The sequence below is a fragment of the Serratia sp. CY55921 genome (assembly GCF_052167655.1).
In the GTDB taxonomy this organism is placed as follows: domain Bacteria; phylum Pseudomonadota; class Gammaproteobacteria; order Enterobacterales; family Enterobacteriaceae; genus Serratia; species Serratia ureilytica.
Window position 1 is genome coordinate 64,005 of the sequence record NZ_JBJNMU010000004.1, and the last position, 22,707, is coordinate 86,711.

Annotated in this window: 24 protein-coding genes; 16 read left to right on the forward strand and 8 right to left on the reverse strand. The window is 59.3% G+C overall.

Annotated elements, in window-relative coordinates; translation table 11 throughout:
* Positions 1-49 precede the first annotated feature (49 nt).
* Positions 50-928 carry an NAD(+) kinase gene (gene nadK / locus ACJ8M3_RS18405; RefSeq protein ID WP_004929107.1) on the reverse strand — a complete coding sequence of 293 codons (879 nt, stop codon included), beginning with the start codon at positions 926-928 and terminating at the stop codon, positions 50-52.
* Positions 929-1,053: 125 nt separating this feature from the next.
* Between nadK and grpE the strand changes: the two genes are divergently transcribed.
* A complete protein-coding gene (gene grpE, locus ACJ8M3_RS18410; RefSeq protein WP_025159545.1) occupies positions 1,054-1,638 on the forward strand; it encodes a nucleotide exchange factor GrpE in 585 nt (194 codons plus the stop codon).
* Positions 1,639-1,694: 56 nt separating this feature from the next.
* On the opposite strand, the gene ung is transcribed toward grpE, so the two are convergent.
* Entirely contained in the window at positions 1,695-2,378 is a 684-nt protein-coding gene (gene ung, locus ACJ8M3_RS18415; RefSeq protein WP_004929112.1) for a uracil-DNA glycosylase, read from the reverse strand.
* 346 nt (positions 2,379-2,724) lie between these two features.
* Here ung and grcA point away from each other — a divergent pair, with 346 nt between their 5' ends.
* The 3 genes from grcA (at position 2,725) to ACJ8M3_RS18430 (ending at position 5,000) form a co-directional block, all read left to right on the forward strand.
* On the forward strand, positions 2,725-3,108 hold the full coding sequence (gene grcA, locus ACJ8M3_RS18420; RefSeq protein ID WP_004929114.1) for an autonomous glycyl radical cofactor GrcA: 384 nt from the start codon (positions 2,725-2,727) through the stop codon (positions 3,106-3,108).
* A gap of 184 nt (positions 3,109-3,292) precedes the next feature.
* Entirely contained in the window at positions 3,293-4,252 is a 960-nt protein-coding gene (locus tag ACJ8M3_RS18425) for a phospholipase (protein ID WP_089197353.1), read from the forward strand.
* Positions 4,245-5,000 carry an ankyrin repeat domain-containing protein gene (locus tag ACJ8M3_RS18430; protein WP_089197352.1) on the forward strand — a complete coding sequence of 252 codons (756 nt, stop codon included), beginning with the start codon at positions 4,245-4,247 and terminating at the stop codon, positions 4,998-5,000. The genes ACJ8M3_RS18425 and ACJ8M3_RS18430 overlap by 8 nt, the downstream gene beginning before the upstream one ends.
* A 52-nt stretch (positions 5,001-5,052) precedes the next feature.
* Here ACJ8M3_RS18430 and srmB read toward each other — a convergent pair whose 3' ends face one another.
* Positions 5,053-6,375, reverse strand: coding sequence for an ATP-dependent RNA helicase SrmB (gene srmB, locus ACJ8M3_RS18435; RefSeq protein WP_047025578.1), 1,323 nt, complete (start codon positions 6,373-6,375; stop codon positions 5,053-5,055).
* A gap of 99 nt (positions 6,376-6,474) precedes the next feature.
* Between srmB and trmN the strand changes: the two genes are divergently transcribed.
* Positions 6,475-7,254: a tRNA(1)(Val) (adenine(37)-N(6))-methyltransferase TrmN gene (gene trmN, locus ACJ8M3_RS18440; RefSeq protein ID WP_089195093.1), complete on the forward strand. Its 780-nt coding sequence runs from the start codon at positions 6,475-6,477 to the stop codon at positions 7,252-7,254.
* 38 nt (positions 7,255-7,292) lie between these two features.
* Here trmN and nadB read toward each other — a convergent pair whose 3' ends face one another.
* Complete coding sequence (nadB, locus tag ACJ8M3_RS18445; protein WP_016929796.1) at positions 7,293-8,894, reverse strand: L-aspartate oxidase; 1,602 nt, start codon at positions 8,892-8,894, stop codon at positions 7,293-7,295.
* Between the two features lie 214 nt (positions 8,895-9,108).
* Here nadB and rpoE point away from each other — a divergent pair, with 214 nt between their 5' ends.
* The 4 genes from rpoE to rseC are packed head-to-tail and all read left to right on the forward strand — an operon-like array spanning position 9,109 to position 11,800.
* Positions 9,109-9,684 carry an RNA polymerase sigma factor RpoE gene (gene rpoE, locus ACJ8M3_RS18450; protein WP_004929136.1) on the forward strand — a complete coding sequence of 192 codons (576 nt, stop codon included), beginning with the start codon at positions 9,109-9,111 and terminating at the stop codon, positions 9,682-9,684.
* Between the two features lie 30 nt (positions 9,685-9,714).
* Positions 9,715-10,368: an anti-sigma-E factor RseA gene (gene rseA / locus ACJ8M3_RS18455; RefSeq protein WP_033644125.1), complete on the forward strand. Its 654-nt coding sequence runs from the start codon at positions 9,715-9,717 to the stop codon at positions 10,366-10,368.
* On the forward strand, positions 10,368-11,324 hold the full coding sequence (gene rseB / locus ACJ8M3_RS18460) for a sigma-E factor regulatory protein RseB (protein ID WP_025303948.1): 957 nt from the start codon (positions 10,368-10,370) through the stop codon (positions 11,322-11,324). The genes rseA and rseB overlap by 1 nt, the downstream gene beginning before the upstream one ends.
* A complete protein-coding gene (gene rseC, locus ACJ8M3_RS18465) occupies positions 11,324-11,800 on the forward strand; it encodes a SoxR-reducing system protein RseC (RefSeq protein WP_069100120.1) in 477 nt (158 codons plus the stop codon). Before rseB ends, rseC begins: the two co-directional genes overlap by 1 nt.
* Here the strand turns inward: rseC and ACJ8M3_RS18470 are convergent.
* Positions 11,797-12,633 carry a hypothetical protein gene (locus ACJ8M3_RS18470; RefSeq protein ID WP_089197351.1) on the reverse strand — a complete coding sequence of 279 codons (837 nt, stop codon included), beginning with the start codon at positions 12,631-12,633 and terminating at the stop codon, positions 11,797-11,799. The two genes, rseC and ACJ8M3_RS18470, sit on opposite strands and share 4 nt — an antisense overlap.
* A gap of 519 nt (positions 12,634-13,152) precedes the next feature.
* On the opposite strand from ACJ8M3_RS18470, the gene lepA reads away from it, so the two are divergent.
* The 7 genes from lepA to acpS all read left to right on the forward strand — a co-directional run bounded on the left by lepA (position 13,153) and on the right by acpS (position 19,703).
* A complete protein-coding gene (gene lepA, locus ACJ8M3_RS18475) occupies positions 13,153-14,952 on the forward strand; it encodes a translation elongation factor 4 (RefSeq protein ID WP_019452315.1) in 1,800 nt (599 codons plus the stop codon).
* A gap of 32 nt (positions 14,953-14,984) precedes the next feature.
* Complete coding sequence (gene lepB / locus ACJ8M3_RS18480; protein ID WP_033644122.1) at positions 14,985-15,962, forward strand: signal peptidase I; 978 nt, start codon at positions 14,985-14,987, stop codon at positions 15,960-15,962.
* A gap of 234 nt (positions 15,963-16,196) precedes the next feature.
* Positions 16,197-16,877: a ribonuclease III gene (gene rnc / locus ACJ8M3_RS18485; protein ID WP_004929158.1), complete on the forward strand. Its 681-nt coding sequence runs from the start codon at positions 16,197-16,199 to the stop codon at positions 16,875-16,877.
* Positions 16,874-17,782 carry a GTPase Era gene (gene era, locus ACJ8M3_RS18490; protein ID WP_004929162.1) on the forward strand — a complete coding sequence of 303 codons (909 nt, stop codon included), beginning with the start codon at positions 16,874-16,876 and terminating at the stop codon, positions 17,780-17,782. The genes rnc and era overlap by 4 nt, the downstream gene beginning before the upstream one ends.
* Positions 17,783-17,788: 6 nt before the next feature.
* Positions 17,789-18,520 (forward strand): DNA repair protein RecO, encoded by a 732-nt coding sequence (gene recO, locus ACJ8M3_RS18495; protein ID WP_015378804.1) that lies wholly within the window; start codon positions 17,789-17,791, stop codon positions 18,518-18,520.
* 71 nt (positions 18,521-18,591) lie between these two features.
* Complete coding sequence (gene pdxJ / locus ACJ8M3_RS18500; RefSeq protein ID WP_033644120.1) at positions 18,592-19,323, forward strand: pyridoxine 5'-phosphate synthase; 732 nt, start codon at positions 18,592-18,594, stop codon at positions 19,321-19,323.
* On the forward strand, positions 19,323-19,703 hold the full coding sequence (acpS, locus tag ACJ8M3_RS18505) for a holo-ACP synthase (RefSeq protein WP_004929169.1): 381 nt from the start codon (positions 19,323-19,325) through the stop codon (positions 19,701-19,703). The genes pdxJ and acpS overlap by 1 nt, the downstream gene beginning before the upstream one ends.
* Positions 19,704-19,747: 44 nt before the next feature.
* Here the strand turns inward: acpS and ACJ8M3_RS18510 are convergent, their stop codons facing one another.
* From ACJ8M3_RS18510 to ACJ8M3_RS18520, 3 genes are all read right to left on the reverse strand, one after another.
* The gene (locus ACJ8M3_RS18510) at positions 19,748-20,008 is read right to left on the reverse strand and encodes a YfhL family 4Fe-4S dicluster ferredoxin (RefSeq protein WP_025303942.1); all 261 of its coding nucleotides are present in this window, start codon (positions 20,006-20,008) and stop codon (positions 19,748-19,750) included.
* Positions 20,009-20,099: 91 nt separating this feature from the next.
* Positions 20,100-21,662: a phosphoethanolamine transferase gene (locus ACJ8M3_RS18515; protein WP_442514717.1), complete on the reverse strand. Its 1,563-nt coding sequence runs from the start codon at positions 21,660-21,662 to the stop codon at positions 20,100-20,102.
* A 143-nt stretch (positions 21,663-21,805) separates the two neighbouring features.
* Positions 21,806-22,654: a MurR/RpiR family transcriptional regulator gene (locus ACJ8M3_RS18520; RefSeq protein WP_047025581.1), complete on the reverse strand. Its 849-nt coding sequence runs from the start codon at positions 22,652-22,654 to the stop codon at positions 21,806-21,808.
* Positions 22,655-22,707: the final 53 nt, after the last annotated feature.

Sequence of the window (22,707 nt, forward strand, 5' to 3'; positions counted from 1 at the left end):
CATACAGTATAAACTGGTTTTATATACAGTAAAGTGGCCGATGCAGATTTTAGAACAATTTTTTCGACCAGCCCAACTTGGTGCTTAACGTGTTGAAATAGCTGTAGTCCTTCGGGTGAATCAGGTTCAGATGGAAGTTGCTGCGGCGGATCAGCACTTCTTCGCCTTCCTGGATCGGCAGTGCGATCTGGCTGTCGCAGCTGATCTCCAGATCGCTGCCGATCTGCGAGAATTTCAGGCGGATGGTGCTGTCGCCGTTGATCACCAGCGGCCGGGCGGAGAGAGTGTGCGGGAACATCGGCACCAGCGCGATCGCCTCCAGCGACGGGGTGAGGATCGGCCCGCCGGCGGAGAGCGAGTAGGCGGTGGAGCCGGTCGGCGTGGCGATGATCAGGCCGTCGGAGCGCTGCGAGAAGGCGAAGCGATCGTCGATATACACCTCGAATTCGATCATGTGTGCCACTTTGCCGGGGTGCAGCACCACTTCGTTGATGGCGGTGCTGATGCGGCACTGCTGGTGCTCTTTATGCACGATGGTTTCCAGCAGGAAACGCTGTTCGTCGATGTACTCGCCTTCCAGCACGTCCGCCAGCTGCTGCAGGGCGTTGTCGGGATCGAGATCGGTGAGGAAACCGAGGTTGCCGCGGTTGACTCCGATTACCTTGATGTCGTAGCGCGCCAGCACGCGCGCGGCGCCGAGCATGTTGCCGTCGCCGCCGACCACCACCGCCAGATCGGCGCGCTGGCCGATATCCGCCAGGCTGCCGGTGACGGCGTCTTTCAGCCCCAAATCATGGGCGATTTGGCGTTCGACCATCACCGAATAGCCGCGGGCGACCAGCCAGTGGAACAGCATCTCGTGGGTTGCCAGCGCTGAAGGGTGACGCGGGTGGCCAACAATGCCAATACAGGCGAATTTTTTATTCATTTGTTGTGATTTTCCTCACCGGGACCCGTTTATGCCCCACATTGTGACCGGTTGACTTGAAACCCCGGTTTTGATCCCCATAATAAGCCAAGTTGCGAGATTAATGCTAAAACGCGGAGATATTCATGAGTAGTAAAGAACAGAAGACGCCAAACGAGCAAGTCTCGGAAGAAATGGAACAACACGCTCATCACGAGGATACGCTGCCGGAAGCGGCGGAAGGCGTCGATCTGCGCGATGCGCGTATCGCCGAACTGGAAGCCCAACTGGCGGAAGCTCAGCAGCACGAGCGCGACAGCCTGCTGCGCGCCAAAGCGGAAGCGGAGAACATCCGTCGCCGCGCCGAACTGGACGTCGAGAAAGCGCACAAGTTCGCCCTGGAGAAATTCTCCGGCGATCTGCTGCCGGTGATCGACAACCTGGAGCGCGCGCTGGATCTGGCGGATAAAAACAATCCGGAACTGGCCGCGATGATCGAAGGCATCGAGCTGACGCTGAAATCGCTGCTGGACGTGGTGCGCAAGTACGGCATCGAAATCGTCGGCGACGTCAACGTGCCGTTCAACCCGGAAGTGCATCAGGCGATGAGCATGATGGAATCCGCCGATCACCAGCCGAACCACGTGATGATGGTGATGCAGAAAGGCTATACGCTGAACGGCCGCCTGCTGCGCCCTGCGATGGTCGCGGTCTCCAAAGCCAAGGCGTAATCGCCCCGGCAACGGCATAAAGAAAGGCACCCGAGGGTGCCTTTTTTGTCTCTGGACTACGCCTGCGGCAGGCGCGGCATCCAGTCGATCGGCGTGAGCCCTTGCTGCTCCAGCAGCTGATTGGCCTGCGAGAAGTGGCGGCAGCCGAGGAAACCGCGGTGCGCGGAGAGCGGCGACGGGTGCGGCGCTTTCAGCACATGGTGGCGGTTGCGGTCGATAAAGTTGCCTTTCTTCTGCGCGTGCGAGCCCCACAGCAGGAACACCACGCCTTCGCGGTTCTCGTTCAGGGCGGCAATCACCTTATCGGTAAAGGTTTCCCAGCCCAGGTTGGCGTGCGAGTGCGCGCGGCCGCCTTCCACCGTCAGCACGGTGTTGAGCAGCAGCACCCCCTGTTCGGCCCAGCTTTGCAGGTAGCCGTGATCAGGGCGCTCGAAACCGGGAATGTCGGTCGCCAGCTCTTTATACATGTTCACCAGCGACGGCGGCGCCGGCACGCCGGGGCGCACCGAGAAAGAGAGGCCGTGCGCCTGATTGGGGCCGTGGTAGGGATCCTGGCCGAGGATGACGACTTTGACGTCCGCCAGCTCGGTAAAGCGGAACGCGTTGAACACGTCTTTCTGCGGTGGATAAATGGTCTTACCGGCCTGGCGCTCAGCGGCAACAAAGGCGAGCGTTTCAACAAAATAGGGTTGCTCTTTCTCTTTGCCGATCACGTCATGCCAGGTGAGGGAGGTGGCCATAAACGCTCTCCTTTGTTTTCTTTAGCAATTCATGGGCTATAGCTTACCGTGTCGGCCCGCGCAGCGAAACCCGCTTTTCATTTCTCACTGTCACGCGTAATGCAATTATTTTTGAAAATTTACAAAAATAATTGGTTTTTGCCGCAGTGGGAAAATTGATATAAAACATAAATTTGCCCTTTCACGCCTTGTGCCTACCCGGTAAAAATTGACTTTAATCAAGGAACTGGCCCGGTCAGGCTGGTATACAGAACAACAAGACAACAATGGTTTTACCAAATGGCCGAAACCAGAATTGGGTTTTCTCACGATGTGAATTTTTACGCCCTTGTACGGAGGCAACATAATGATTACCGGTATTCAAATTACCAAAGCGAACGACCAGGCGCTGGTGAATTCTTTCTGGCTGCTGGATGATGAAAAAGCGGAAGCTCGCTGCGTGTGCGCCAAGGCCAACTACGCGGAAGATCAGGTTGTCGCGGTCAGCGATCTGGGCCAGATCGAATACCGTGAAGTGCCGCTGGAAATGCAGCCGACCGTGCGCGTGGAAGGTGGCCAGCACCTGAACGTCAACGTGCTGCGTCGCGAAACCCTGGAAGACGCGGTCAAGCACCCGGAAAAATACCCGCAGCTGACCATCCGCGTGTCCGGCTATGCGGTGCGTTTCAATTCCCTGACGCCAGAACAGCAGCGCGACGTTATCGCCCGCACCTTTACCGAAAGCCTGTAATCGGCGGCGCAGTCAATCAGGGAGCTTCGGCTCCCTTTTTTGCACTTGATGACCGAAAACTGAAGGCGGATCACATTCTGCACAAAGATAAGCATTCCTGATACAGAACTCATCCGACCTGCCGATAGCTAAATCAGCACCTATTCAGGTGCTAAATAAAAAAGTCTATCGACAAGGAGTCGGCATGAGTATGCCTTTAAGTTTTACCTCTGCAGTATCCCCGGTGGCCGCGATCCCTACACCTCGCGCCGCTGCCGAAACGGCGACGGTATCGCAGCCTGCGGCAGCGCCGGCAAATCCGGCGCCGGTGGCCACCCCTTCTCAGAATACGCTGAACGCGCAGAACCTGTTGAATACGCTGGTCGGCGATATCTCTGCGGCGGCGCCGACGGCGGTTGCGCCGGGCGTGACCCGGGGGCAACAATCTCAGGAAGGCGATTATGCGTTGGCGCTGTTGGCCAAGGACGTTTACTCGCTGAACGGCCAGGGCGCCGCCGGGTTCAACCGTCTGAGCGACAGCGCGTTGCTCGGGTTCGGCATCGATCCCGCCAGTCTGCACGACGCGGGCAGCGGTTTCCAGGCCGGGATTTACAGCAACGACAAGCAGTATGTGTTGACGTTCGCCGGCACCAACGACTGGCGCGACTGGCTGAGCAACGTGCGGCAGGCGACGGGCTATGACGATGTGCAGTACAATCAGGCGGTTGCCGCCGCCAAAAGCGCCAAGGCGGCCTTCGGCGATGCGCTGGTGATCGCCGGTCATTCGCTCGGCGGCGGTCTGGCGGCCACGGCGGCGCTGGCGACCGGCACCGTCGCGGTCACCTTCAACGCGGCCGGGGTGTCGGATTACACCCTGAATCGCCTGGGGATCGATCCGGCGGCGGCGAAGAAAGACGCCGAAGCCGGGGGCATTCGCCGTTACAGCGAGCAATATGACATGCTGACCAGCACCCAGGAATCGACTTCGCTGATCCCGGACGCCATCGGCCACAACATTACCCTGGCCAACAACGATACCCTGACCGGCATCGATGACTGGCGGCCGAGCAAGCATCTGGATCGCAGCCTGACGGCGCACGGCATCGACAAGGTGATAAGCTCGATGGCGGAACAAAAGCCGTGGGAGGCGAAGGCCAATGCCTGAAGGGCGTCGCTTGCGGCGGGCGCTGGCGATAGCCTTACTGGCGCTGGTCGCGGTGACCGGTTTACTGATGATGGCTAAGGAGCAACAGATGGGGCAGGAGATTTCACCGTTTGACGGCCGCAGCAACCAGGCGCTGGCTCAGGCGGTGGCGCGCGGCGATGCGCAGGGCATCGCCGCGCAGGCCACACAGGAGCGCTTGCGCGAACGGGGCGATCGGCAGGTCACGCTGTTGCAGTGGGCGGTGCTTTCGCAACAGCCGGCCAGCGTGCAGACGTTGCTGGCGCTCGGTGCCGACCCGGCGACGACGGGGCTGGACGGCAACAGCGCGCTGCACACCGCGGCGATGTTGCAAGACGCGCAGTATCTGCGGTTGTTGCTGACCGAAGGGGCGCAGGTGAACGTGCGCAATGCCGTTACCGGCGCCACGCCGCTCGCGGCGGCGGTGCTGGCCGGGCGTGAGGAGCAGCTGCGGCTGCTGTTGGCGGCCGGGGCGGACACCACGTTGAGCGATCGGTTGGGGGATACTCCGCTGCATCTGGCGGCGAAGATCAACGCGCCGCACCTGGCGCTGTTGCTGTTGCAGGCCGGTGCCGATGCCCGGGCGCGCAATCAGCAGGGTTATGCGTTCCAGTTTTATTTCTCGCAAACGCCGGCGCATTTGCAGAATGACGAGCTGAAGGCGCAGTTCCGCGAGCTGGATAAATGGCTGCAGGGGCGCCGCCTGGCCACGCATTACGCGCAGCAGTAAACACCCATAAAAAAACCGCCTGTACAGGCGGTTTTTTCTTAGGCAGCGGCGGTTATTGCGCGTCGCCGGTTGGTTTGGCCTTCGCCTGACGGCGTTTGCCGACGTTTTTGGCGTCGCGATGGCGCACTTTCACCTTGGCCTTTTCTTTGTTCTTCGCCTTGTCTTCCGCGCGCTTGGCCAGCACTTTCTTCGACGGTTTACCGTTGCTCTTCTCGTTCGGCACCTTGGTTTTCGGCCGCAGTTCGTCGATCACGCGCGCTTTCAGCGGCTCGTTCAGGTAACGGCCCACTTTGCCCAGCAGCAGATGGTCGTGCGCTTCCACCAGCGAAATGGCAGTGCCTTTGCGCCCGGCGCGGCCGGTACGGCCGATGCGGTGCAGGTAGGTATCCGCAGTGCGCGGCATGTCGAAGTTGAACACGTGGGTGATATCGAGGATATCCAGGCCGCGCGCGGCAACGTCGGTGGCCACCAGCACGTTAACCCGGCCATCCATCATGCGTTTGACCGCTTCGTTGCGTTTGGCCTGCACCATTTCGCCTTCGAGATAGCAGGTGTTGATGCCCGCTTCGCGCAGCCAGGTGGCCAGCTCATGCACGCGCTCGCGTTTGCGCACGAAGATCACCGATTTCTGCACGTCCGGCTGCTTCAGCAGGTGGATCAGCAGCGCGGTTTTGTGCTGCACGTCATCGGCGCGATAGTACCATTGCAGGATCTTTTTGCGTTCGCGGCGCGATGGATCGGCTTCCACTTCCACCGGCTCTTTCAGGATGCGCTCGGCGAATTCGCGGATCGCTTCGCCTTCCAGCGTGGCGGAGAACAGCAGCGTCTGGTTGCGCCAGCGGGTTTCGGCGGAGATGGTTTCGATGTCCTGCGCGAAGCCCATGTCGAGCATGCGGTCGGCTTCGTCGAGGATCAGGGTTTCCACCGCGCGGCAGTCGAAGTTCTCTTCTTTAATGTATTGCAGCAAGCGGCCGGTGGTGGCGACCACCACGTCCTGGTTTTCGCTGAACACTTCCGCGTGGTTCATGTAAGCGACGCCGCCGGTGATGGTGGCGATATCCAGCGAGGTATGAGCAGCCAATTCACGCGCCTGGTCGGCGACCTGCATCGCCAGTTCACGCGTTGGCGTCAGGATCAGCACGCGCGGCGGGCCGGATTTCTTGCGTGGAAAGTCCAGCAGGTGCTGCAACACGGGCAGCAGGAAGGCGGCGGTTTTGCCGGTGCCGGTCGGAGCCGAACCTAAGACGTCGCGCCCGTCCATCGCCGGCGGGATCGCAGCGGCCTGAATGGCGGTGGGGCGATCGTAGCCTTTGTCGCGCAGCGCGTCGATCAGGCGATCATCGAGTTCGAGTTCGGAAAAAGTGGTTGCTGTCATGGTCTACCTCTACTTGGGGCGCCGATTATAGACGGGTTGGCCGCGATCTTCACCTATTTAAGCGGAAAGCCGCTCTTTTCCCGCCGATCAGATTGCCTTATGCTACGCCAGTTTTATAGCCAGGTGGTGAGTGTGAGCAAGCGATCGAAAGCCGATTTTACCCCGCGCCGCGGGGGTTTTACCTTTAAACAATTCTTTGTCGCCCACGATCGTTGCGCCATGAAAGTGGGCACCGACGGGGTGCTGCTCGGCGCCTGGGCGCCGCTGGGGCAGGCGCGCCGGGTGCTGGACATCGGCAGCGGCAGCGGGCTGATCGCGCTGATGCTGGCGCAGCGCAGCGGCGACGAAGTGACCATCGATGCGGTGGAGCTGGATGAAGCCGCCGCCGGCCAGGCGCGCGAAAACGCGGCGGAATCGCCGTGGCCGCAGCGCATCCGCGTGCATGCGCAGGATATTCACCATTATGCGCAGCAGCATGCCGCTGAGTATGATCTGATCGTCAGCAATCCGCCTTATTTTGAGCCGGCGGTGGCCTGCCGCGATCAGGCGCGCCACAACGCGCGCTACACCGAAACCTTAACGCACGAGGCGCTGTTGACCTGCGCCGCGCAGCTGCTGGCCGCGCAGGGCACGTTCTGCGTGGTGCTGCCGCACGACATCGGCGCCGAATTCGAACGCCTGGCGCAGCAAAGCGGTTGGCACACGGCGGCGAAAGTGAACGTCAGCGATCGGGCCGATACGCCGCTGCACCGGGTGTTGCTGGCGCTGACGCGGCGGGAAACGCCGCTGCGGGAGCAGGCGCTGGCGATCAAACAGGCCGACGGCAGCTATACCGACGATTTCCGCCGGTTGATCACTGACTTCTACCTGTTCTACTGAAAAGAAAAGGGCGCCGATAAGGCGCCCTGTCGCAGAGTTTAAGGCTGCAAAATGGTCGGCAGCGCTTCCGGCAGCAAATCCGGGTAGTCCAGCGTGTAGTGCAGGCCGCGGCTCTCTTTGCGCGCCATGGCGCTGCGCACGATAAGCTCGGCCACCTGCACCAGATTGCGCAGCTCCAGCAGGTTGTTGGAGATGCGGAAGTGAGCGTAGTACTCGTCGATTTCCGCCTGCAGCGTGTTGATGCGGCGCAGGGCGCGCTCAAGGCGCTTGGTGGTGCGCACGATGCCGACGTAATCCCACATGAACAGCCGCAGCTCGTGCCAGTTGTGCTGAATCACCACCCGTTCGTCCGCATCGTCCACCCGGCTTTCATCCCAGTGCGGCACCTGTTTGGCCTGCTGGATGAACGGCAGGCGCTGCAGAATGTCTTCCGCCGCCGACCAACCGTAAACCAGGCACTCCAGCAGCGAATTCGACGCCATGCGATTGGCGCCGTGCAGGCCGGTGTAGCTGACCTCGCCGATGGCGTACAGCCCGTCGAGATCGGTGCGGCCGTGCTGATCGACCATCACGCCGCCGCAGGTGTAGTGCGCCGCCGGGACGATGGGGATCGGTTGCCGAGTTAGATCGAAGCCCAGCGTCAGCAGCTTCTCGTGGATCATCGGGAAGTGCTGGGTGATGAACTCCGCCGGCTTGTGGCTGATGTCCAGGTACATGCAGTCGGCGCCCAGGCGCTTCATTTCATGGTCGATGGCGCGGGCGACGATATCGCGCGGAGCCAGTTCGCCGCGCGGGTCGAAATCGGGCATAAAGCGGCTGCCGTCCGGGCGCTTCAGGTAAGCCCCTTCGCCGCGCAGCGCTTCGGTCAGCAGGAAGTTGCGCGCCTGCGGGTGGAACAGGCAGGTCGGGTGGAACTGGTTGAACTCCAGGTTGGCGACCCGGCAGCCGGCGCGCCAGGCCATGGCGATGCCGTCGCCGGAGGAGATGTCCGGGTTGGTGGTGTATTGGTATACCTTGGCCGCGCCGCCGGTGGCCAGCACCACCGTTTTGGCGCGGTAGGTTTCCACCCGCTCGAGCTCGCGGTTCCAGACGTAAGCGCCCACGACTCGGCGGGTGCCCGGCAGGCCGATTTTGTTCGAGGTAATAAGGTCAACCGCGTTGCGGCGTTCCATCACGCAAATATTGGGGTGAGCGCTTGCTTTCCCCACCAGCGTGGTCTCTACTTCCTTACCGGTAGCGTCCGCAGCGTGCAGGATGCGGCGATGGCTGTGGCCGCCTTCGCGCGTGAGGTGATAATGCGCCTCGCCCTGCGCGTTGACCTCGGTGTCGAACAGCACACCCTGATCGATCAGCCACTGCACGCAGTGGCGCGCGTTGCCGGCGATGAATTCGACGGCCTCTTTGTCGCACAGGCCGGCGCCGGCAATCAAAGTGTCATCAACGTGTGAGGCAATGCTGTCCGTCTCATCGAACACCGCGGCGATCCCGCCTTGGGCGTAAAAGGTGGCCCCCTCGCTGAGCGGCCCCTTGCTGAGAACGGTAACCTTGCAATGCTGCGCCAGGCGCAGCGCCAGTGACAGGCCCGCAGCGCCGCTGCCGACGATCAGTACATCGCTAACATGTTCAGATGATGGTTGCATAACGTATGATGTGTGCAGAAGAAGAGTGAATTTCATGTTAGCCTAACTGTCCGGGCAAAAGCCACGGATAGGGTGACATCAACAGAAAAAACAATGGCGATATGGAACTTCGTGTTCTATATGAACTCCAAGCGAGTGCTTGCTCAGGAAAATAATGTATGGCTGGCAGTACAATTTTACGCGTGGAGACGGATTTGGGGAGAGTTTACCTCGGATGAGCGAGCAGTTAACGGATCAAGTTCTGGTTGAGCGGGTCCAAAAGGGCGACCAGAAATCGTTTAACCTGCTGGTAGTGCGCTATCAGCATAAGGTGGCGAGTCTCGTTTCCCGCTATGTGCCGCAGGGCGATGTGCCCGATGTGGTGCAGGAGTCGTTTATCAAGGCCTATCGCGCACTGGAATCGTTCCGTGGCGACAGCGCTTTTTATACCTGGTTGTATCGAATCGCCGTGAACACGGCAAAGAATTATCTGGTTGCTCAGGGGCGCCGTCCGCCATCCAGTGATGTGGACGCCAACGATGCGGAAAATTACGAAAGTGCGGGCGCACTGAAAGAAATTTCGAACCCTGAGAACTTAATGTTGTCAGAAGAGCTGAGACAGATAGTTTTCCGTACCATTGAGTCTCTCCCTGAGGATCTTCGCATGGCGATTACCCTGCGGGAGTTGGATGGTCTAAGCTACGAAGAGATAGCCGCCATCATGGATTGCCCGGTCGGAACCGTACGTTCGCGTATTTTCCGCGCCCGGGAAGCTATCGATAATAAAGTTCAACCGCTGATCCAGCGTTAGCAATGGCGGGCACAGGAAGGGTACTTAGGCATGCAGAAAGAAAAGCTTTCCGCTCTGATGGATGGTGAATCGTTCGACAGCGAGCTGTTGAGTTCTCTGTCGCAAGATCGAACGCTTCAGCAAAGCTGGCAGAGCTATCACCTGATACGTGACACACTGCGGGGTGATATCGGACAAGTGATGCATTTCGATATCGCCGATCGCGTCGCCGCTGCACTTGAGAAAGAACCTGCCCGGCTGGTGCCTTCCGCCGTCCAGGAATCTCAGCCGCAGCCTCACACCTGGCAGAAAATGCCGTTCTGGGACAAAGTGCGTCCTTGGGCGAGCCAGATTACGCAAATCGGCATGGCGGCCTGCGTGTCGCTGGCGGTCATCGTCGGCGTGCAGCACTACAACCAGCCTTCTGCGTCATCGAACGCGTCCGAATCGCCGGCCTTCACCACGCTGCCGATCATGGGCCAGGCCTCACCGGTCAGCCTGGGCGTTCCTGCCGACAGTTTCTCCACCGGCAGCGGCCAACAGCAGCAGGTGCAGGAACAGCGTAAGCGTATCAACGCCATGCTGCAGGACTATGAACTGCAACGTCGCCTGCATTCGGATCAGCTGCAGCTTGAGCAAAGCAATCCGCAACAGGCTGCCATTCAGGTTCCCGGAACTCAGTCTTTAGGAATGCAACAGCAGTAATGAAGCAAATCTGGTTCTCCGTTTGTTTATTGACGGGCAGCCTGCTCTATTCCAGCATCGCCCCGGCGCAGCCGACTGCGTCCGGGGCGTTATTGCAACAGATGAGCAGCGCCAGCCGTTCTCTCAATTACGAGCTCGCCTACATCAGCATCAGCAAGCAGGGAATCGAGTCGTTGCGCTATCGCCATGCGGTGATCGGCAACGTGCCGCTCGGCCAGCTGTTGCACATGGACGGCCCGCGCCGCGAAGTGCTGCAGCGCGGCGGCGGGATCAGCTACTTCGAACCCGGCCTGGAGCCGTTCACGCTCACCGGCGATCACATCGTCGATGCGCTGCCGGCGATCGTTTATGCCGATTTCACCCGCCTGGCCAAGTACTACGACTTCATCTCCGTGGGCAGCACCCGCATCGCCGATCGGCCGTGTGAAGTGCTGCGCGTGGTGGCGCGCGACGGTTCCCGCTACAGCTACATCGTCTGGATGGACGAGGACACCAAGCTGCCGCTGCGGGTGGATTTGCTCGATCGCGACGGCGAAACGCTGGAGCAATATCGGGTGATCTCCTTCGCGGTCGGCGCCGACGTGCAGGGCGCGATGCAGGGGCTGCTCAAAGCCAACCTGCCGCCGCTGCTGTCGCTGCCGGCGGTGGAAAACGTCCAGCTGAGCTGGAGCACCGGCTGGCTGCCGGCGGGGGTAGACGAGGTGGCGCGCAACCGCCGCAAATTGCCTAACGTCGCCGTGCCGGTTGAATCCCGCCTTTACAGCGACGGCTTGTTCAGCTTCTCGGTCAACGTCAGCCCGGCGGGCAGCGGAGCCGGGCAGCAGTACTACCGTCAGGGGCGCCGCACCATTCAGACCGAAGTGCGCGCGGGCAACGAAATCACGATTGTGGGCGAATTGCCGCCGGCTACGGCCAAGCGCATCGCCGACAGCATTTCTTTCAAGGTATCGCCGTAATGATGAAAGAGTGGGCCACGGTGGTGTCGTGGCAACAGGGCGTAGCGCTGCTGCGCTGTGAACCCAAGGCCGGCTGCGGCAGCTGCACCGCGCGTTCCGGCTGCGGCGCACGTGCGTTGAACGAGCTGGTGCCGGAAACCGAGCATCAGCTGCAGGTGCATATCGATCAGCCGCTCGAACCGGGGCAGCGCGTCGAGGTCGGCATCGCGGAAGGCAGCCTGCTGCGCTCCGCCATGCTGGTTTACCTGACGCCGCTGCTGGGCATGATGCTGGGCGGCACGTTGCTGCAATATTGTTTCGGCAGCGACGCCTCGGCGGCAGTCGGCGCCGTGCTGGGCGGCGGGGCGGCCTTTATGCTGGCGCGCCGGTTGGCCCGGCGTCTGGGCGAGCAGGCCGACTATCAGCCGGTGGTGCTGCAGATTGGGTTGCCGCCTACCGCGATGCGCATGCAGACGGAAAACTCCCCGCTGATTTAAACCGACGGTCGCGTCATCGCCGGGTTGTGATAGGCGGGGATGCGGTTGTGGATCATATGCTCCAACAGCGCGATGAACAGATCGGCGCTGAGCAGCGAATCGTAGTTAATCGCGAACAGCACATTTCCCTGGCCGTCGAGCAAGCGGATGCCGCGCTGTGGATGATTTTCCAATGCGCGGATCTGTTCGATGGGCACGTTTCCCCGTTCAGTGGTCAGCAAGGTGGCGCTCAGCCGCAGCGTTTCCGTCGGGGTGCCTTGCCGCTTGCCGAGCAGCAACTGCCACAGCCAGCGTGCGTCGCCCTCAACCGTGTGAAACGACACCGGCTCCCCCTGATAGAGCGCATTCAACGCCAGCGGCCCGCGCTGTTGCAGCTGTTGGTCGACGATCACGTCCGCCAACCGCCAAGAATGGGCGATATTGCTGAAAACCGTGCACCAGGGCTGATCCGCGCCGGTGCGAAACGCCGTGACGTCAAACAGCCCGCCAAAAGCCTTGCCGCCGCGAAAGCGATAGATATCGCCGATCTTCTCAAACGGGATGAAACGCTCTTTGTGATGATGGTCGTCAAAGACCCGCACGCCGTGCTCGTAGAGCCGATATGTCAACACCGGGCGCAGGTAATGCCGCAGCGCCAGCAGCGTACAGCCGAGTAAAATTGTGCCCGCGCCGGCCTGCAACAGCGTGATGACGTCGTTCTCATCAATGCTGCTCAGCAGCGGCAGCACCAACAGCGCCGCACCCACGCTGAACAGCAGCGCCGCCGCCGCCAGAATGCCCCAGTTGACCTTCGAAAAATCGTGCCGGCTCAGCATTTGCCCTTTATCGATCATAATGCACCTTCCAATCAACGTACGCAGATATGCTGGTGAACCCCGGTGGGCTGCCGATGTAGTGCCCGGAATAATGTTTTGTCGCGGAGTTCACGCCCTTTCTATCCGAGGGACGGTGGTGGCGTATATGGGGTTTTTCCTAAAGGATGTGGGGCAAAATCGAATTCTAAGAGGTTGATCCAAATATTCTTTTTCGATAATTTCAGAAGGGGTTTATTGCGCTGCGGCCGGTTATGTATTAGCGCCGGAGTTTGACGGCCACGGAGCACCTGCAAGCCTTGGGTTCAGGCCGTATGACCCGTGTTAACATCTGTTTTCATCAGCCGGGGCGCCCTGTAACATTTAGCTGCGCATAATAGAATGCCTTCACTGCACCGATCGCTAGGTTTTCAGTGGTGTGGCATGTAGAATGCAGCGATTCAGGTGCAAGACGGCCTAACCCATTCACTGTCGCTTTAGGTCCATGCGGGTTTCTATAGGCGAGTAATTCAGAAATACCAAGGCAGAAAAACTTTTATAATGAAGCATATACGAAATTTCTCCATTATTGCCCATATTGACCACGGTAAGTCGACGCTGTCTGACCGCATTATCCAAATTTGCGGTGGCCTGTCCGACCGTGAAATGGCTGCGCAGGTGCTCGATTCCATGGATCTGGAGCGCGAGCGCGGCATCACCATCAAGGCGCAGAGCGTCACGCTGGATTACAAGGCGCTGGATGGGCAGACCTATCAGCTTAACTTTATCGACACCCCAGGCCACGTTGACTTCTCCTATGAAGTGTCCCGCTCGCTGGCGGCCTGCGAAGGCGCGCTGCTGGTGGTGGACGCCGGCCAGGGCGTAGAAGCCCAGACGCTGGCCAACTGCTACACCGCGATCGAAATGGATCTGGAAGTGGTGCCGGTGTTGAATAAAATCGACCTGCCGGCCGCCGATCCGGATCGCGCCGCGCAGGAAATTGAAGACATCGTCGGCATCGACGCCACCGATGCCGTGCGCTGCTCGGCCAAAACCGGCGTCGGCGTGCCCGACGTGCTGGAGCGTCTGGTGCGCGACATTCCTGCACCGCAGGGCGATCCGGATGCGCCGCTGCAGGCGCTGATCATCGACTCCTGGTTCGATAACTACCTGGGCGTCGTGTCGCTGGTGCGCGTCAAGAACGGCACGCTGCGCAAGGGCGACAAGATCAAGGTCATGAGCACCGGCCAGGTGTACAACGCCGATCGTTTGGGCATTTTCACGCCGAAGCAGGTCGATCGCGACGTGCTGAACTGCGGCGAAGTGGGCTGGCTGGTCTGTGCGATCAAAGACATCCTCGGCGCGCCGGTGGGCGATACCCTGACGCAGGCGCGTCAGCCGGCGGATAAAGCGTTGCCGGGCTTCAAAAAAGTGAAGCCACAGGTGTACGCCGGCCTGTTCCCGATCAGCTCCGACGACTATGAATCTTTCCGCGATGCGCTGGGTAAGCTGAGCCTTAACGACGCCTCCCTGTTCTACGAACCGGAAAGCTCCACCGCGTTGGGCTTCGGCTTCCGCTGCGGCTTCCTTGGTCTGCTGCACATGGAGATCATTCAGGAGCGTCTGGAGCGTGAATACGATCTGGATCTGATCACCACCGCGCCGACGGTAGTCTACGAAGTGGAAACCACCGGCAAAGAAGTGATCTACGTCGACAGCCCATCCAAGCTGCCGCCGTTGAACAACATCCAGGAACTGCGCGAGCCGATCGCCGAATGCCACATGCTGATGCCGCAGGAATACCTGGGCAACGTCATCACCCTGTGCGTTGAGAAACGCGGCGTGCAGACCAACATGGTCTACCACGGCAACCAGGTGGCGTTGACCTATGAAATCCCGATGGCGGAAGTGGTGCTCGACTTCTTCGACCGCCTGAAGTCCACGTCGCGCGGTTATGCGTCGCTGGATTACAACTTCAAGCGCTTCCAGGCCTCCGACATGGTGCGCGTGGACGTGCTGATCAACAACGAGCGCGTGGATGCGCTGGCGCTGATCACCCACCGCGACAACTCGCAGTATCGCGGCCGTGAATTGGTGGAAAAGATGAAAGATCTGATCCCGCGTCAGCAGTTCGACATCGCGATTCAGGCGGCGATCGGCACGCACATCATCGCGCGCTCCACCGTGAAGCAGCTGCGTAAAAACGTGCTGGCGAAATGCTACGGCGGTGACGTCAGCCGTAAGAAAAAGCTGCTGCAGAAACAGAAAGACGGTAAGAAGCGCATGAAGCAGGTCGGCAACGTCGAGCTGCCGCAGGAAGCGTTCCTGGCCATTCTGCACGTCGGTAAAGACGGCAAGTAACCGCGACGAGTTCGCGAAACGAGGGAGTTTGCATGGCGAATATGTTTGCCCTGATCCTGGCGTTGGCCACCCTGGTCACCGGGATCATCTGGTGCTTCGAGCGCTTTAAATGGGCGCCGGCCCGCCGCGCGAAGATTGCGGCGGTCAACGAGCAGACCGCGGGCGCAGTAGACGATAAAACGCTGGCGAAAGTGGCTAAGCAGCCAGGCTGGGTAGAGACCGGGGCATCGGTCTTCCCGGTGTTGCTGCTGGTCTTTGTGGTGCGCTCGTTTATTTACGAACCGTTCCAAATCCCGTCCGGCTCAATGATGCCGACGCTGTTGATTGGCGATTTCATTCTGGTGGAGAAATATGCTTACGGCATTAAAGATCCGATAACCCAGACCACGCTAATTGAAACCGGTCATCCGAAGCGCGGCGATATTGCGGTATTTAAATATCCGCTGGATCCGAAGCTGGATTATATCAAGCGCGTGATTGGCCTGCCGGGCGACCGTATTACTTACGATCCGGTGAATAAGCGCGTTACGGTGCAGCCGTCGTGCAACAGCGGGCAGTCCTGCGATACCGCGCTGGCGGTCACCTACGCCGACGCGCAGCCGAGCGACTTCGTACAGCTGTTCAGCCGCAGCGGCATGGGCGAGGCCAGCAACGGTTTCTACCAGATCCCGCTGAATGACAACGTGCCGCAGGGCGGCATTCGTCTGCGTGAACGTCAGGAGAGTCTGGGTAACGTGACGCACCGCATCCTGACCGTGCCGGGCACGCAGGATCAGGTGGGCGCTTACTACCAACAGCCGGGCAAACCGCTGGCGGAGTGGGTGGTGCCGGCCGGGCATTACTTCATGATGGGCGACAACCGCGACAACAGCGCGGACAGCCGTTACTGGGGCTTTGTGCCGGAGAAGAATCTGGTGGGTAAAGCCACGGCCATCTGGATGAGCTTTGAAAAGCAGGAAGGCGAGTGGCCTACCGGCGTGCGTTTCAGCCGGATTGGCGGCATTCATTAATCGCTGATTTATTCCCTGTCAATTTCACGCCGCAGCCTGCTGCGGCGTGAAAGATTAAGGGGATATAAACACAGCATTATGTTTCCACTCGTTGTAGAATACTTTCTCGAGCGATAAAAGTTGGCTCCTGCTGGGAGCCACTGCAAACGAAACAGCTTTGGATCGGCTTTCGGCGAAGCAGGCCTGTTCCGTATGCTGCAAGTTTTTGACGCATTCTTGATCTATTGGTAACTCATGAACCCCATCGTAATAAACAGGCTGCAGCGGAAGCTGGGCTACACTTTTCAACAGCAGGAGCTTTTACTGCAGGCTTTGACTCACCGCAGCGCCAGCAGTAAACACAATGAACGTCTTGAGTTTCTGGGTGACTCGATTCTTAGCTTTGTCATCGCCAATGCGCTCTATCACCGCTTTCCTCGCGTAGACGAGGGCGATATGAGCCGCATGCGCGCCACGCTGGTGCGCGGCAACACGCTGGCGGAGATGGCGCGCGAGTTTGACCTGGGCGAATGTCTGCGGCTTGGGCCGGGCGAATTGAAAAGTGGTGGGTTCCGCCGCGAGTCAATCCTGGCGGATACGGTGGAGGCATTGATCGGCGGCGTGTTCCTGGACAGCGACATCCAGACCGTCGAGCGCCTGATTTTGGACTGGTATCGCAGCCGGTTGGACGAAATCAGCCCCGGTGATAAGCAGAAGGACCCGAAAACCCGTTTGCAGGAATTTTTGCAGGGGCGTCATCTGCCGTTGCCTTCTTATTTGGTGGTGCAGGTTCGCGGTGAAGCGCACGACCAAGAGTTTACCATCCACTGCCAGGTGAGTGGTTTGAGCGAGCCCGTGGTGGGCACCGGCTCGAGCCGCCGTAAAGCCGAGCAGGCGGCAGCGGAACAAGCGCTGAAAAAGCTGGAGCTTGAATGAGTGAAGTAAAACAACACTGCGGTTTTATCGCCATCGTCGGCCGCCCGAACGTGGGCAAATCGACGTTGCTGAACCAACTGCTGGGGCAGAAGGTTTCCATTACGTCGCGTAAGCCGCAGACGACCCGTCACCGCATCATGGGCATCGACACCGATGGCGCCTATCAGGCGATCTACGTCGATACCCCAGGGCTGCACATCGAAGAAAAACGCGCCATCAACCGTTTGATGAACCGCGCGGCCAGTAGCTCGATCGGCGACGTCGAACTGGTTATCTTCGTGGTCGAAGGCACCAACTGGACCGCCGACGACGAAATGGTGGTCAACAAGCTGCGCAGCCTGCGTTGCCCGGTATTGCTGGCGATCAACAAGGTCGATAACGTCACCGACAAATCCAAGCTGTTGCCACACATTGCGTTCCTCAGCCAGCAGATGAATTTCCTCGACGTGGTGCCTATCTCAGCCGAGAAAGGGATGAACGTCGACACCATCGCTGGCATCGTGCGCAAGCTGCTGCCGGAAGCGGAACACCACTTCCCGGAAGACTACATCACCGATCGCTCCCAGCGCTTTATGGCGTCCGAGATCATCCGTGAGAAGCTGATGCGTTTCCTGGGTGAAGAGCTGCCGTATTCGGTGACGGTGGAAATCGAACAGTTCGTGGCCAACGATCGCGGCGGCTACGATGTGCACGGCCTGATCCTGGTCGAGCGCGAAGGCCAGAAGAAAATGGTCATCGGCAACAAGGGCGCCAAGATCAAAACCATCGGCATCGAAGCGCGCCAGGACATGGAACAGATGTTCGACGCTAAAGTGCATCTGGAGCTGTGGGTGAAAGTGAAATCCGGTTGGGCGGACGACGAACGTGCGCTGCGCAGCCTGGGCTATGTTGACGATCTGAAGTAACGATCCGTGGACGGCTGGGAGCGCGCTTTCGTCCTGCATGGGCGGCCGTACAGTGAAACCAGTCTGATGCTGGATTTGTTTACCGAAGGTCATGGGCGGGTGCGCTTGCTGGCAAAAGGCGCGCGCAGCCGCCGCTCCAATCTGAAGGGTTGCCTGCAGCCCTTTACCCCCCTGTTAGTGCGCTGGGGCGGCCGCGGCGAAGTGAAAACGCTGCGCAACGCCGAAGCGGTCTCTCTCGGTTTACCCCTCAGCGGCATGATGCTTTACAGCGGCCTGTACGTGAACGAACTGCTGGCGCGCGTGCTGGAGCAGGAAACCAACTACTCGGTGCTGTTCTTCGACTACCTGCAGTGCCTGCAGGCGCTGGCAGCGGAAGACAGCTCGCCGGAACAGGCGTTGCGCCAGTTCGAACTGGCCTTGTTGCAGCACCTGGGTTACGGCCTCGATTTCCTGCACTGCGCCGGCAGCGGCCTGCCGGTGGATGACGCCATGACCTACCGCTACCGCGAAGAGAAGGGCTTTATCGCCAGCCTGGTGGTGGATCACTACAGCTTCACCGGGCGCGAACTGCGCGCGCTGGCGGAGCGGCAGTTTCCCGATGCCGAGACGCTGCGCGCCGCCAAGCGTTTCACCCGCATGGCGCTGAAACCCTACCTCGGCGGCAAGCCGTTGAAGAGCCGCGAACTGTTCCGTCAATTCGTGCGCAAGCAGCCGAATACGCCGGTCGACGACGCCTGACCTTTTCTCCTTTTGCCGTTCTGCACCCGCGTGTAAACTGCTGGCACTGAAAATCGTATTTAGAGGTTGTCATGGCTGATTTACTGCTGGGCGTCAATATCGATCACATCGCCACGTTACGTAACGCGCGCGGAACCCAATACCCGGATCCGGTTCAGGCGGCATTCATTGCCGAACAGGCGGGGGCCGACGGCATTACCGTGCATCTGCGCGAAGACCGCCGCCACATCACCGACCGCGACGTGCGTTTGCTGCGCCAGACCATCCAGACGCGCATGAATCTGGAGATGGCGGTGACCGACGAGATGCTGGACATCGCCGTGGAGCTGAAGCCGCACTTCTGCTGCCTGGTGCCGGAAAAGCGTGAAGAAGTGACTACCGAAGGCGGCCTGGACGTTGCCGGCCAGCTGGACAAAATGAGCGTGGCGGTCGAGCGCCTGGCGCAGGTGGGCATTCTGGTCTCGCTGTTCATCGATCCCGATCATCGCCAAATCGACGCGGCGGTGGCGGTGGGCGCCCCCTATATCGAAATCCACACCGGCGCCTACGCCGAAGCGCAGGGCGAGCTGGCGGTACAGGCCGAGCTGCGCCGCATCGCGGTCGCCGCCGCCTACGCGGCCGAGAAGGGGCTGAAGGTCAACGCCGGCCACGGCCTGACCTATCACAACGTGCAGCCGATCGCCGCGCTGCCGGAAATGCACGAGCTGAACATCGGCCATGCGATTATCGGCCAGGCGGTGATGAGCGGGCTGCCGGCCGCGGTTGCCGACATGAAAGTGCTGATGCGGGAAGCGCGCCGGTAATGGCGGTGCTCGGGCTGGGTACCGACATCGTCGAGATGGCGCGTATCGAAGCGGTGGTGGAACGCAGCGGCGATCGTCTGGCGCGCCGCGTGCTGAGCGACGCCGAATGGGCGCTGTACCAGCAGCACCAGCAGCCGATTCGCTTTCTGGCCAAGCGTTTCGCCGTGAAAGAGGCCGCCGCCAAGGCGTTCGGCACCGGCATTCGCAACGGCCTGGCGTTCAACCAGTTCGAGGTGTTCAACGATGCGTTGGGCAAACCGAATATTCGTTTGCATGGCCGCGCCGCCGAGCTGGCGGGGGAGATGGGGGTCACCGCGATCCACGTTTCGCTGGCCGATGAACGGCGCTACGCCTGCGCGACGGTGATCGTCGAAAGCTGAAAAGAGAAAGGGCGCCTATGGCGCCCTTGTCAGTCCTGCGGCGATTAAATGCGATCGGCGTGGTGCAACACCACGAACTTGTCCCACAGCTGTTCGTTGCTCTCGCGGTGCTGCGGATCGGTAATGATGGTGTTGTCGATCGGGCAGACCTGCTGACAGGTCGGCGTATCGTAATGGCCGACGCACTCGGTGCAGCGGTCGGTATCTATCTGATAAATTTCATCGCCCATCGAAATTGCCTGGTTCGGGCATTCCGGCTCGCACATATCGCAGTTGATGCATTTCTTGGTAATCAGCAGTGCCATTGTCAGTTATCTTTCCATCGGTGTGCTCGGGCTGGCGCGCAATCTATCATAGAATCGCCGCGCAACGGGCACTTTTTCGTCATCTTACCGCTTAGGGTAACTCAGGCGGATCGTCAGCCAACTGATCGAAATCAACCATTCTCTGCCCGTCAAACACCCAGCGTTTATCTGCATCTGCATCTGCATCTGCATCTGCGATACGTATCGTAGGCATCACTTCGGGATGGGCAATCCGTATTCCCGCCTCTTGGGCAAACAACCCGATAAAATCGAACGCGCTTAAGGGATCATCAATGATCTGGTGCTGTTGGTCGCGATCGCTCAGCACCAGCAACGGCACCTGGTAATTCTGCCGGGTATCGCCGCTGTGGCGTAAAGAACGCCCACCGCCGATATCCTTGTGGGAAAGGCCGTGATCGGAGAAATAGAACAGTTTAAACGGTGTGCCACTCTGTTTCAGGCTGTGATAAACCTGCTCGATAAAACGGTCGGTCTTGCGGTAGGTAGAGAGATAGCAGGCCAGTTCCTTATTCGGCGACTCGACGCTCGGCGGTTCGCCGTTAAGCCGCTCGCAAAAGTCGGCGTGCGAGCCCATCAGATGCAGCACATACAGATTGCCTTGTCCCTGGCGACGCAATAATGGGTCAAATATCGGCAGCAGCGCATCGTCATCGGTATTGCGCGATTGGAAGTCGCCTTTCTTCAGGAAATAATGGCTATCGCTGAACATGGCGATTTTTGATACCGGCGTATCGAATTGTCCGAACATGCCCTGATTGGACAGCCAGTGGGTTTTGAGACCGGCGGCTTTTGCCAGGGTGATGATATTATCTCCGATGGCAATGTTATGGCCGTTGCTCAAAGCCAGCGTGCGAGGAAGCGATTCGAACGTATTTGGCGCAGTGGAAATATAATTGCTGTAAAATCGTCCATTGGCATTATCCAGAAACGGCGTAGTGGACACCGGATAACCAAATAATGACATATGATCCTTACGCATACTTTCGCCGACGATAATGACATAGTTTCCATTCGTCGGTGCGCCTGCGGTTATTGCCCAAGTATCCGGTGTCGTAGCACCGGCACTTAATTCATCAACCTGCTGTTGGTATTGTTGGTAAGCCGAGTAGAGGGATAAAAAGAAGTCAGGCAGTTTAAGATTCGCCACACCGCCATTGAAGGCTCTGGCGATGATGATAACCATCAGCAGGGCTAGCGAGGGAAGTATGGTTTGTTTTGAAATAGCTTGCCGCCAAATAAATAGGCCGAGAATGGCCAACATAACCAGAATGGCAGCGGGCAGCAGATAACAACTGGCCGGCAGGGTCTGCAAAAACTCCGTCGCTTCTATGAGGTTGGTTTGCAACAGGGCGGATATCACGGCAGTGGAAGGGGTACCGTAAATGGCCCCGACCGGCGCATAAAGCGCACACAGCAGAATAAACGGAATAATCAGGCCGTAACGGGTAAGCGAATGGATAGATAATAATAGCAAGATAAGTGCAATAAAAAGAATATCAATGCCTTTTCCACCGCTGTATCCCATCGCCTTGATTAGAATCAATGCAGTAATGACATAGAGTAAAAAGGTACGCAGAATCGGATGCGTCACGGAATATCGCAACTTATCTAAAATAACAGTGTGTGTATTCATAATGGTATCGTTAAATAATGCTGTCCATGCATGCTCAATTATTGATTGATAATTGAGCGAGTCACCGCCCGCACATTATTTTTCGAATGCAGAGAAGGGAAATAATTGAGCTGGCGGCGTTTTATCGGCCGCCATTATACGCCTCAAACCAACTTTTTCATTAACTGTTCGCTGTGCTTGATACGGTCGCGGGCATGATCGAGGTCGTGCTGGATCAGCGCCATAAACAGCAGGTCGGTGAGAGCGTACTGGGCCGTGCTGGAAGAGATGGCCGCGCTGCGGGTGCGGGGCTCTTCGGCGATGGTATAGAGACAGTGATCGGCGCGTTGCTGCAGGCCGTTGGGCGAGAAGCTGGTCAGCGCCAGCACCCTGGCGCCGGCCTGGCGCGCTTCTTCCGCCGCCAGATTGATTTCACGCCGCTCGCCGCTGAAGGAGATCGCCACCAGCAGATCGCGTTTGTCCAGCGCCTGCACCGCCGCCAGTTGAACGTGCATATCCGCTTCGGCCACCGCCATCACCCCGATTTTCAGCAGCTTGAAGGAAAAATCCTTGGCCACCAGCCCGGAGGCGCCGATGCCGATCAGCATCACCCGGCGCGCCTGGCGCAGCATGTCCAGCGCCTGATGCAGCCGTTCTTCGCTGTTGATGTCCAGCGTCGCGCGCAGCGCCGCCTGCTTTTCCGCCAACAGCTTTTCACCGACGGTTTTCAGCGTGTCGCTGCTGAGAATGTGGTTATGAACGGTCACTACCGGTTCGGCCTGCGGCTGGGCCAGCGTCTCGCTCAGCGCCAGCTTCAGCGCCGGGAAACCTTTATAGCCCAGCTTTTGGGCGAACTTCACCACGCTCGACTGGCTGACGCCGGCCAGCTGGGCCAGCTTTTGCGAGCTGAGATGGCGCGCCTGTTCGGCGTTGTTCAGCAAAAAATCCGCCAGCTTGCGGTCGTTTTGCGCCAGTGTCGGATACATCTGGCGAATGCGCAGAAGGGTACTCATTGATCTTTCCCTGGAAACCAGCGGCCATTTTGCCACGCAGGCAGCGAAAACGC

Coding starts and splice junctions, on each gene's coding strand:
- nadK (WP_004929107.1), bottom strand. CDS start 928: ATGAATAAAAAATTCGCCTGTATTGGCATTGTTGGCCACCCGCGTCAC.
- grpE (WP_025159545.1), top strand. CDS start 1,054: ATGAGTAGTAAAGAACAGAAGACGCCAAACGAGCAAGTCTCGGAAGAA.
- ung (WP_004929112.1), bottom strand. CDS start 2,378: ATGGCCACCTCCCTCACCTGGCATGACGTGATCGGCAAAGAGAAAGAG.
- grcA (WP_004929114.1), top strand. CDS start 2,725: ATGATTACCGGTATTCAAATTACCAAAGCGAACGACCAGGCGCTGGTG.
- ACJ8M3_RS18425 (WP_089197353.1), top strand. CDS start 3,293: ATGAGTATGCCTTTAAGTTTTACCTCTGCAGTATCCCCGGTGGCCGCG.
- ACJ8M3_RS18430 (WP_089197352.1), top strand. CDS start 4,245: ATGCCTGAAGGGCGTCGCTTGCGGCGGGCGCTGGCGATAGCCTTACTG.
- srmB (WP_047025578.1), bottom strand. CDS start 6,375: ATGACAGCAACCACTTTTTCCGAACTCGAACTCGATGATCGCCTGATC.
- trmN (WP_089195093.1), top strand. CDS start 6,475: ATGCTACGCCAGTTTTATAGCCAGGTGGTGAGTGTGAGCAAGCGATCG.
- nadB (WP_016929796.1), bottom strand. CDS start 8,894: ATGCAACCATCATCTGAACATGTTAGCGATGTACTGATCGTCGGCAGC.
- rpoE (WP_004929136.1), top strand. CDS start 9,109: ATGAGCGAGCAGTTAACGGATCAAGTTCTGGTTGAGCGGGTCCAAAAG.
- rseA (WP_033644125.1), top strand. CDS start 9,715: ATGCAGAAAGAAAAGCTTTCCGCTCTGATGGATGGTGAATCGTTCGAC.
- rseB (WP_025303948.1), top strand. CDS start 10,368: ATGAAGCAAATCTGGTTCTCCGTTTGTTTATTGACGGGCAGCCTGCTC.
- rseC (WP_069100120.1), top strand. CDS start 11,324: ATGATGAAAGAGTGGGCCACGGTGGTGTCGTGGCAACAGGGCGTAGCG.
- ACJ8M3_RS18470 (WP_089197351.1), bottom strand. CDS start 12,633: ATGATCGATAAAGGGCAAATGCTGAGCCGGCACGATTTTTCGAAGGTC.
- lepA (WP_019452315.1), top strand. CDS start 13,153: ATGAAGCATATACGAAATTTCTCCATTATTGCCCATATTGACCACGGT.
- lepB (WP_033644122.1), top strand. CDS start 14,985: ATGGCGAATATGTTTGCCCTGATCCTGGCGTTGGCCACCCTGGTCACC.
- rnc (WP_004929158.1), top strand. CDS start 16,197: ATGAACCCCATCGTAATAAACAGGCTGCAGCGGAAGCTGGGCTACACT.
- era (WP_004929162.1), top strand. CDS start 16,874: ATGAGTGAAGTAAAACAACACTGCGGTTTTATCGCCATCGTCGGCCGC.
- pdxJ (WP_033644120.1), top strand. CDS start 18,592: ATGGCTGATTTACTGCTGGGCGTCAATATCGATCACATCGCCACGTTA.
- acpS (WP_004929169.1), top strand. CDS start 19,323: ATGGCGGTGCTCGGGCTGGGTACCGACATCGTCGAGATGGCGCGTATC.
- ACJ8M3_RS18510 (WP_025303942.1), bottom strand. CDS start 20,008: ATGGCACTGCTGATTACCAAGAAATGCATCAACTGCGATATGTGCGAG.
- ACJ8M3_RS18515 (WP_442514717.1), bottom strand. CDS start 21,662: ATGAATACACACACTGTTATTTTAGATAAGTTGCGATATTCCGTGACG.
- ACJ8M3_RS18520 (WP_047025581.1), bottom strand. CDS start 22,654: ATGAGTACCCTTCTGCGCATTCGCCAGATGTATCCGACACTGGCGCAA.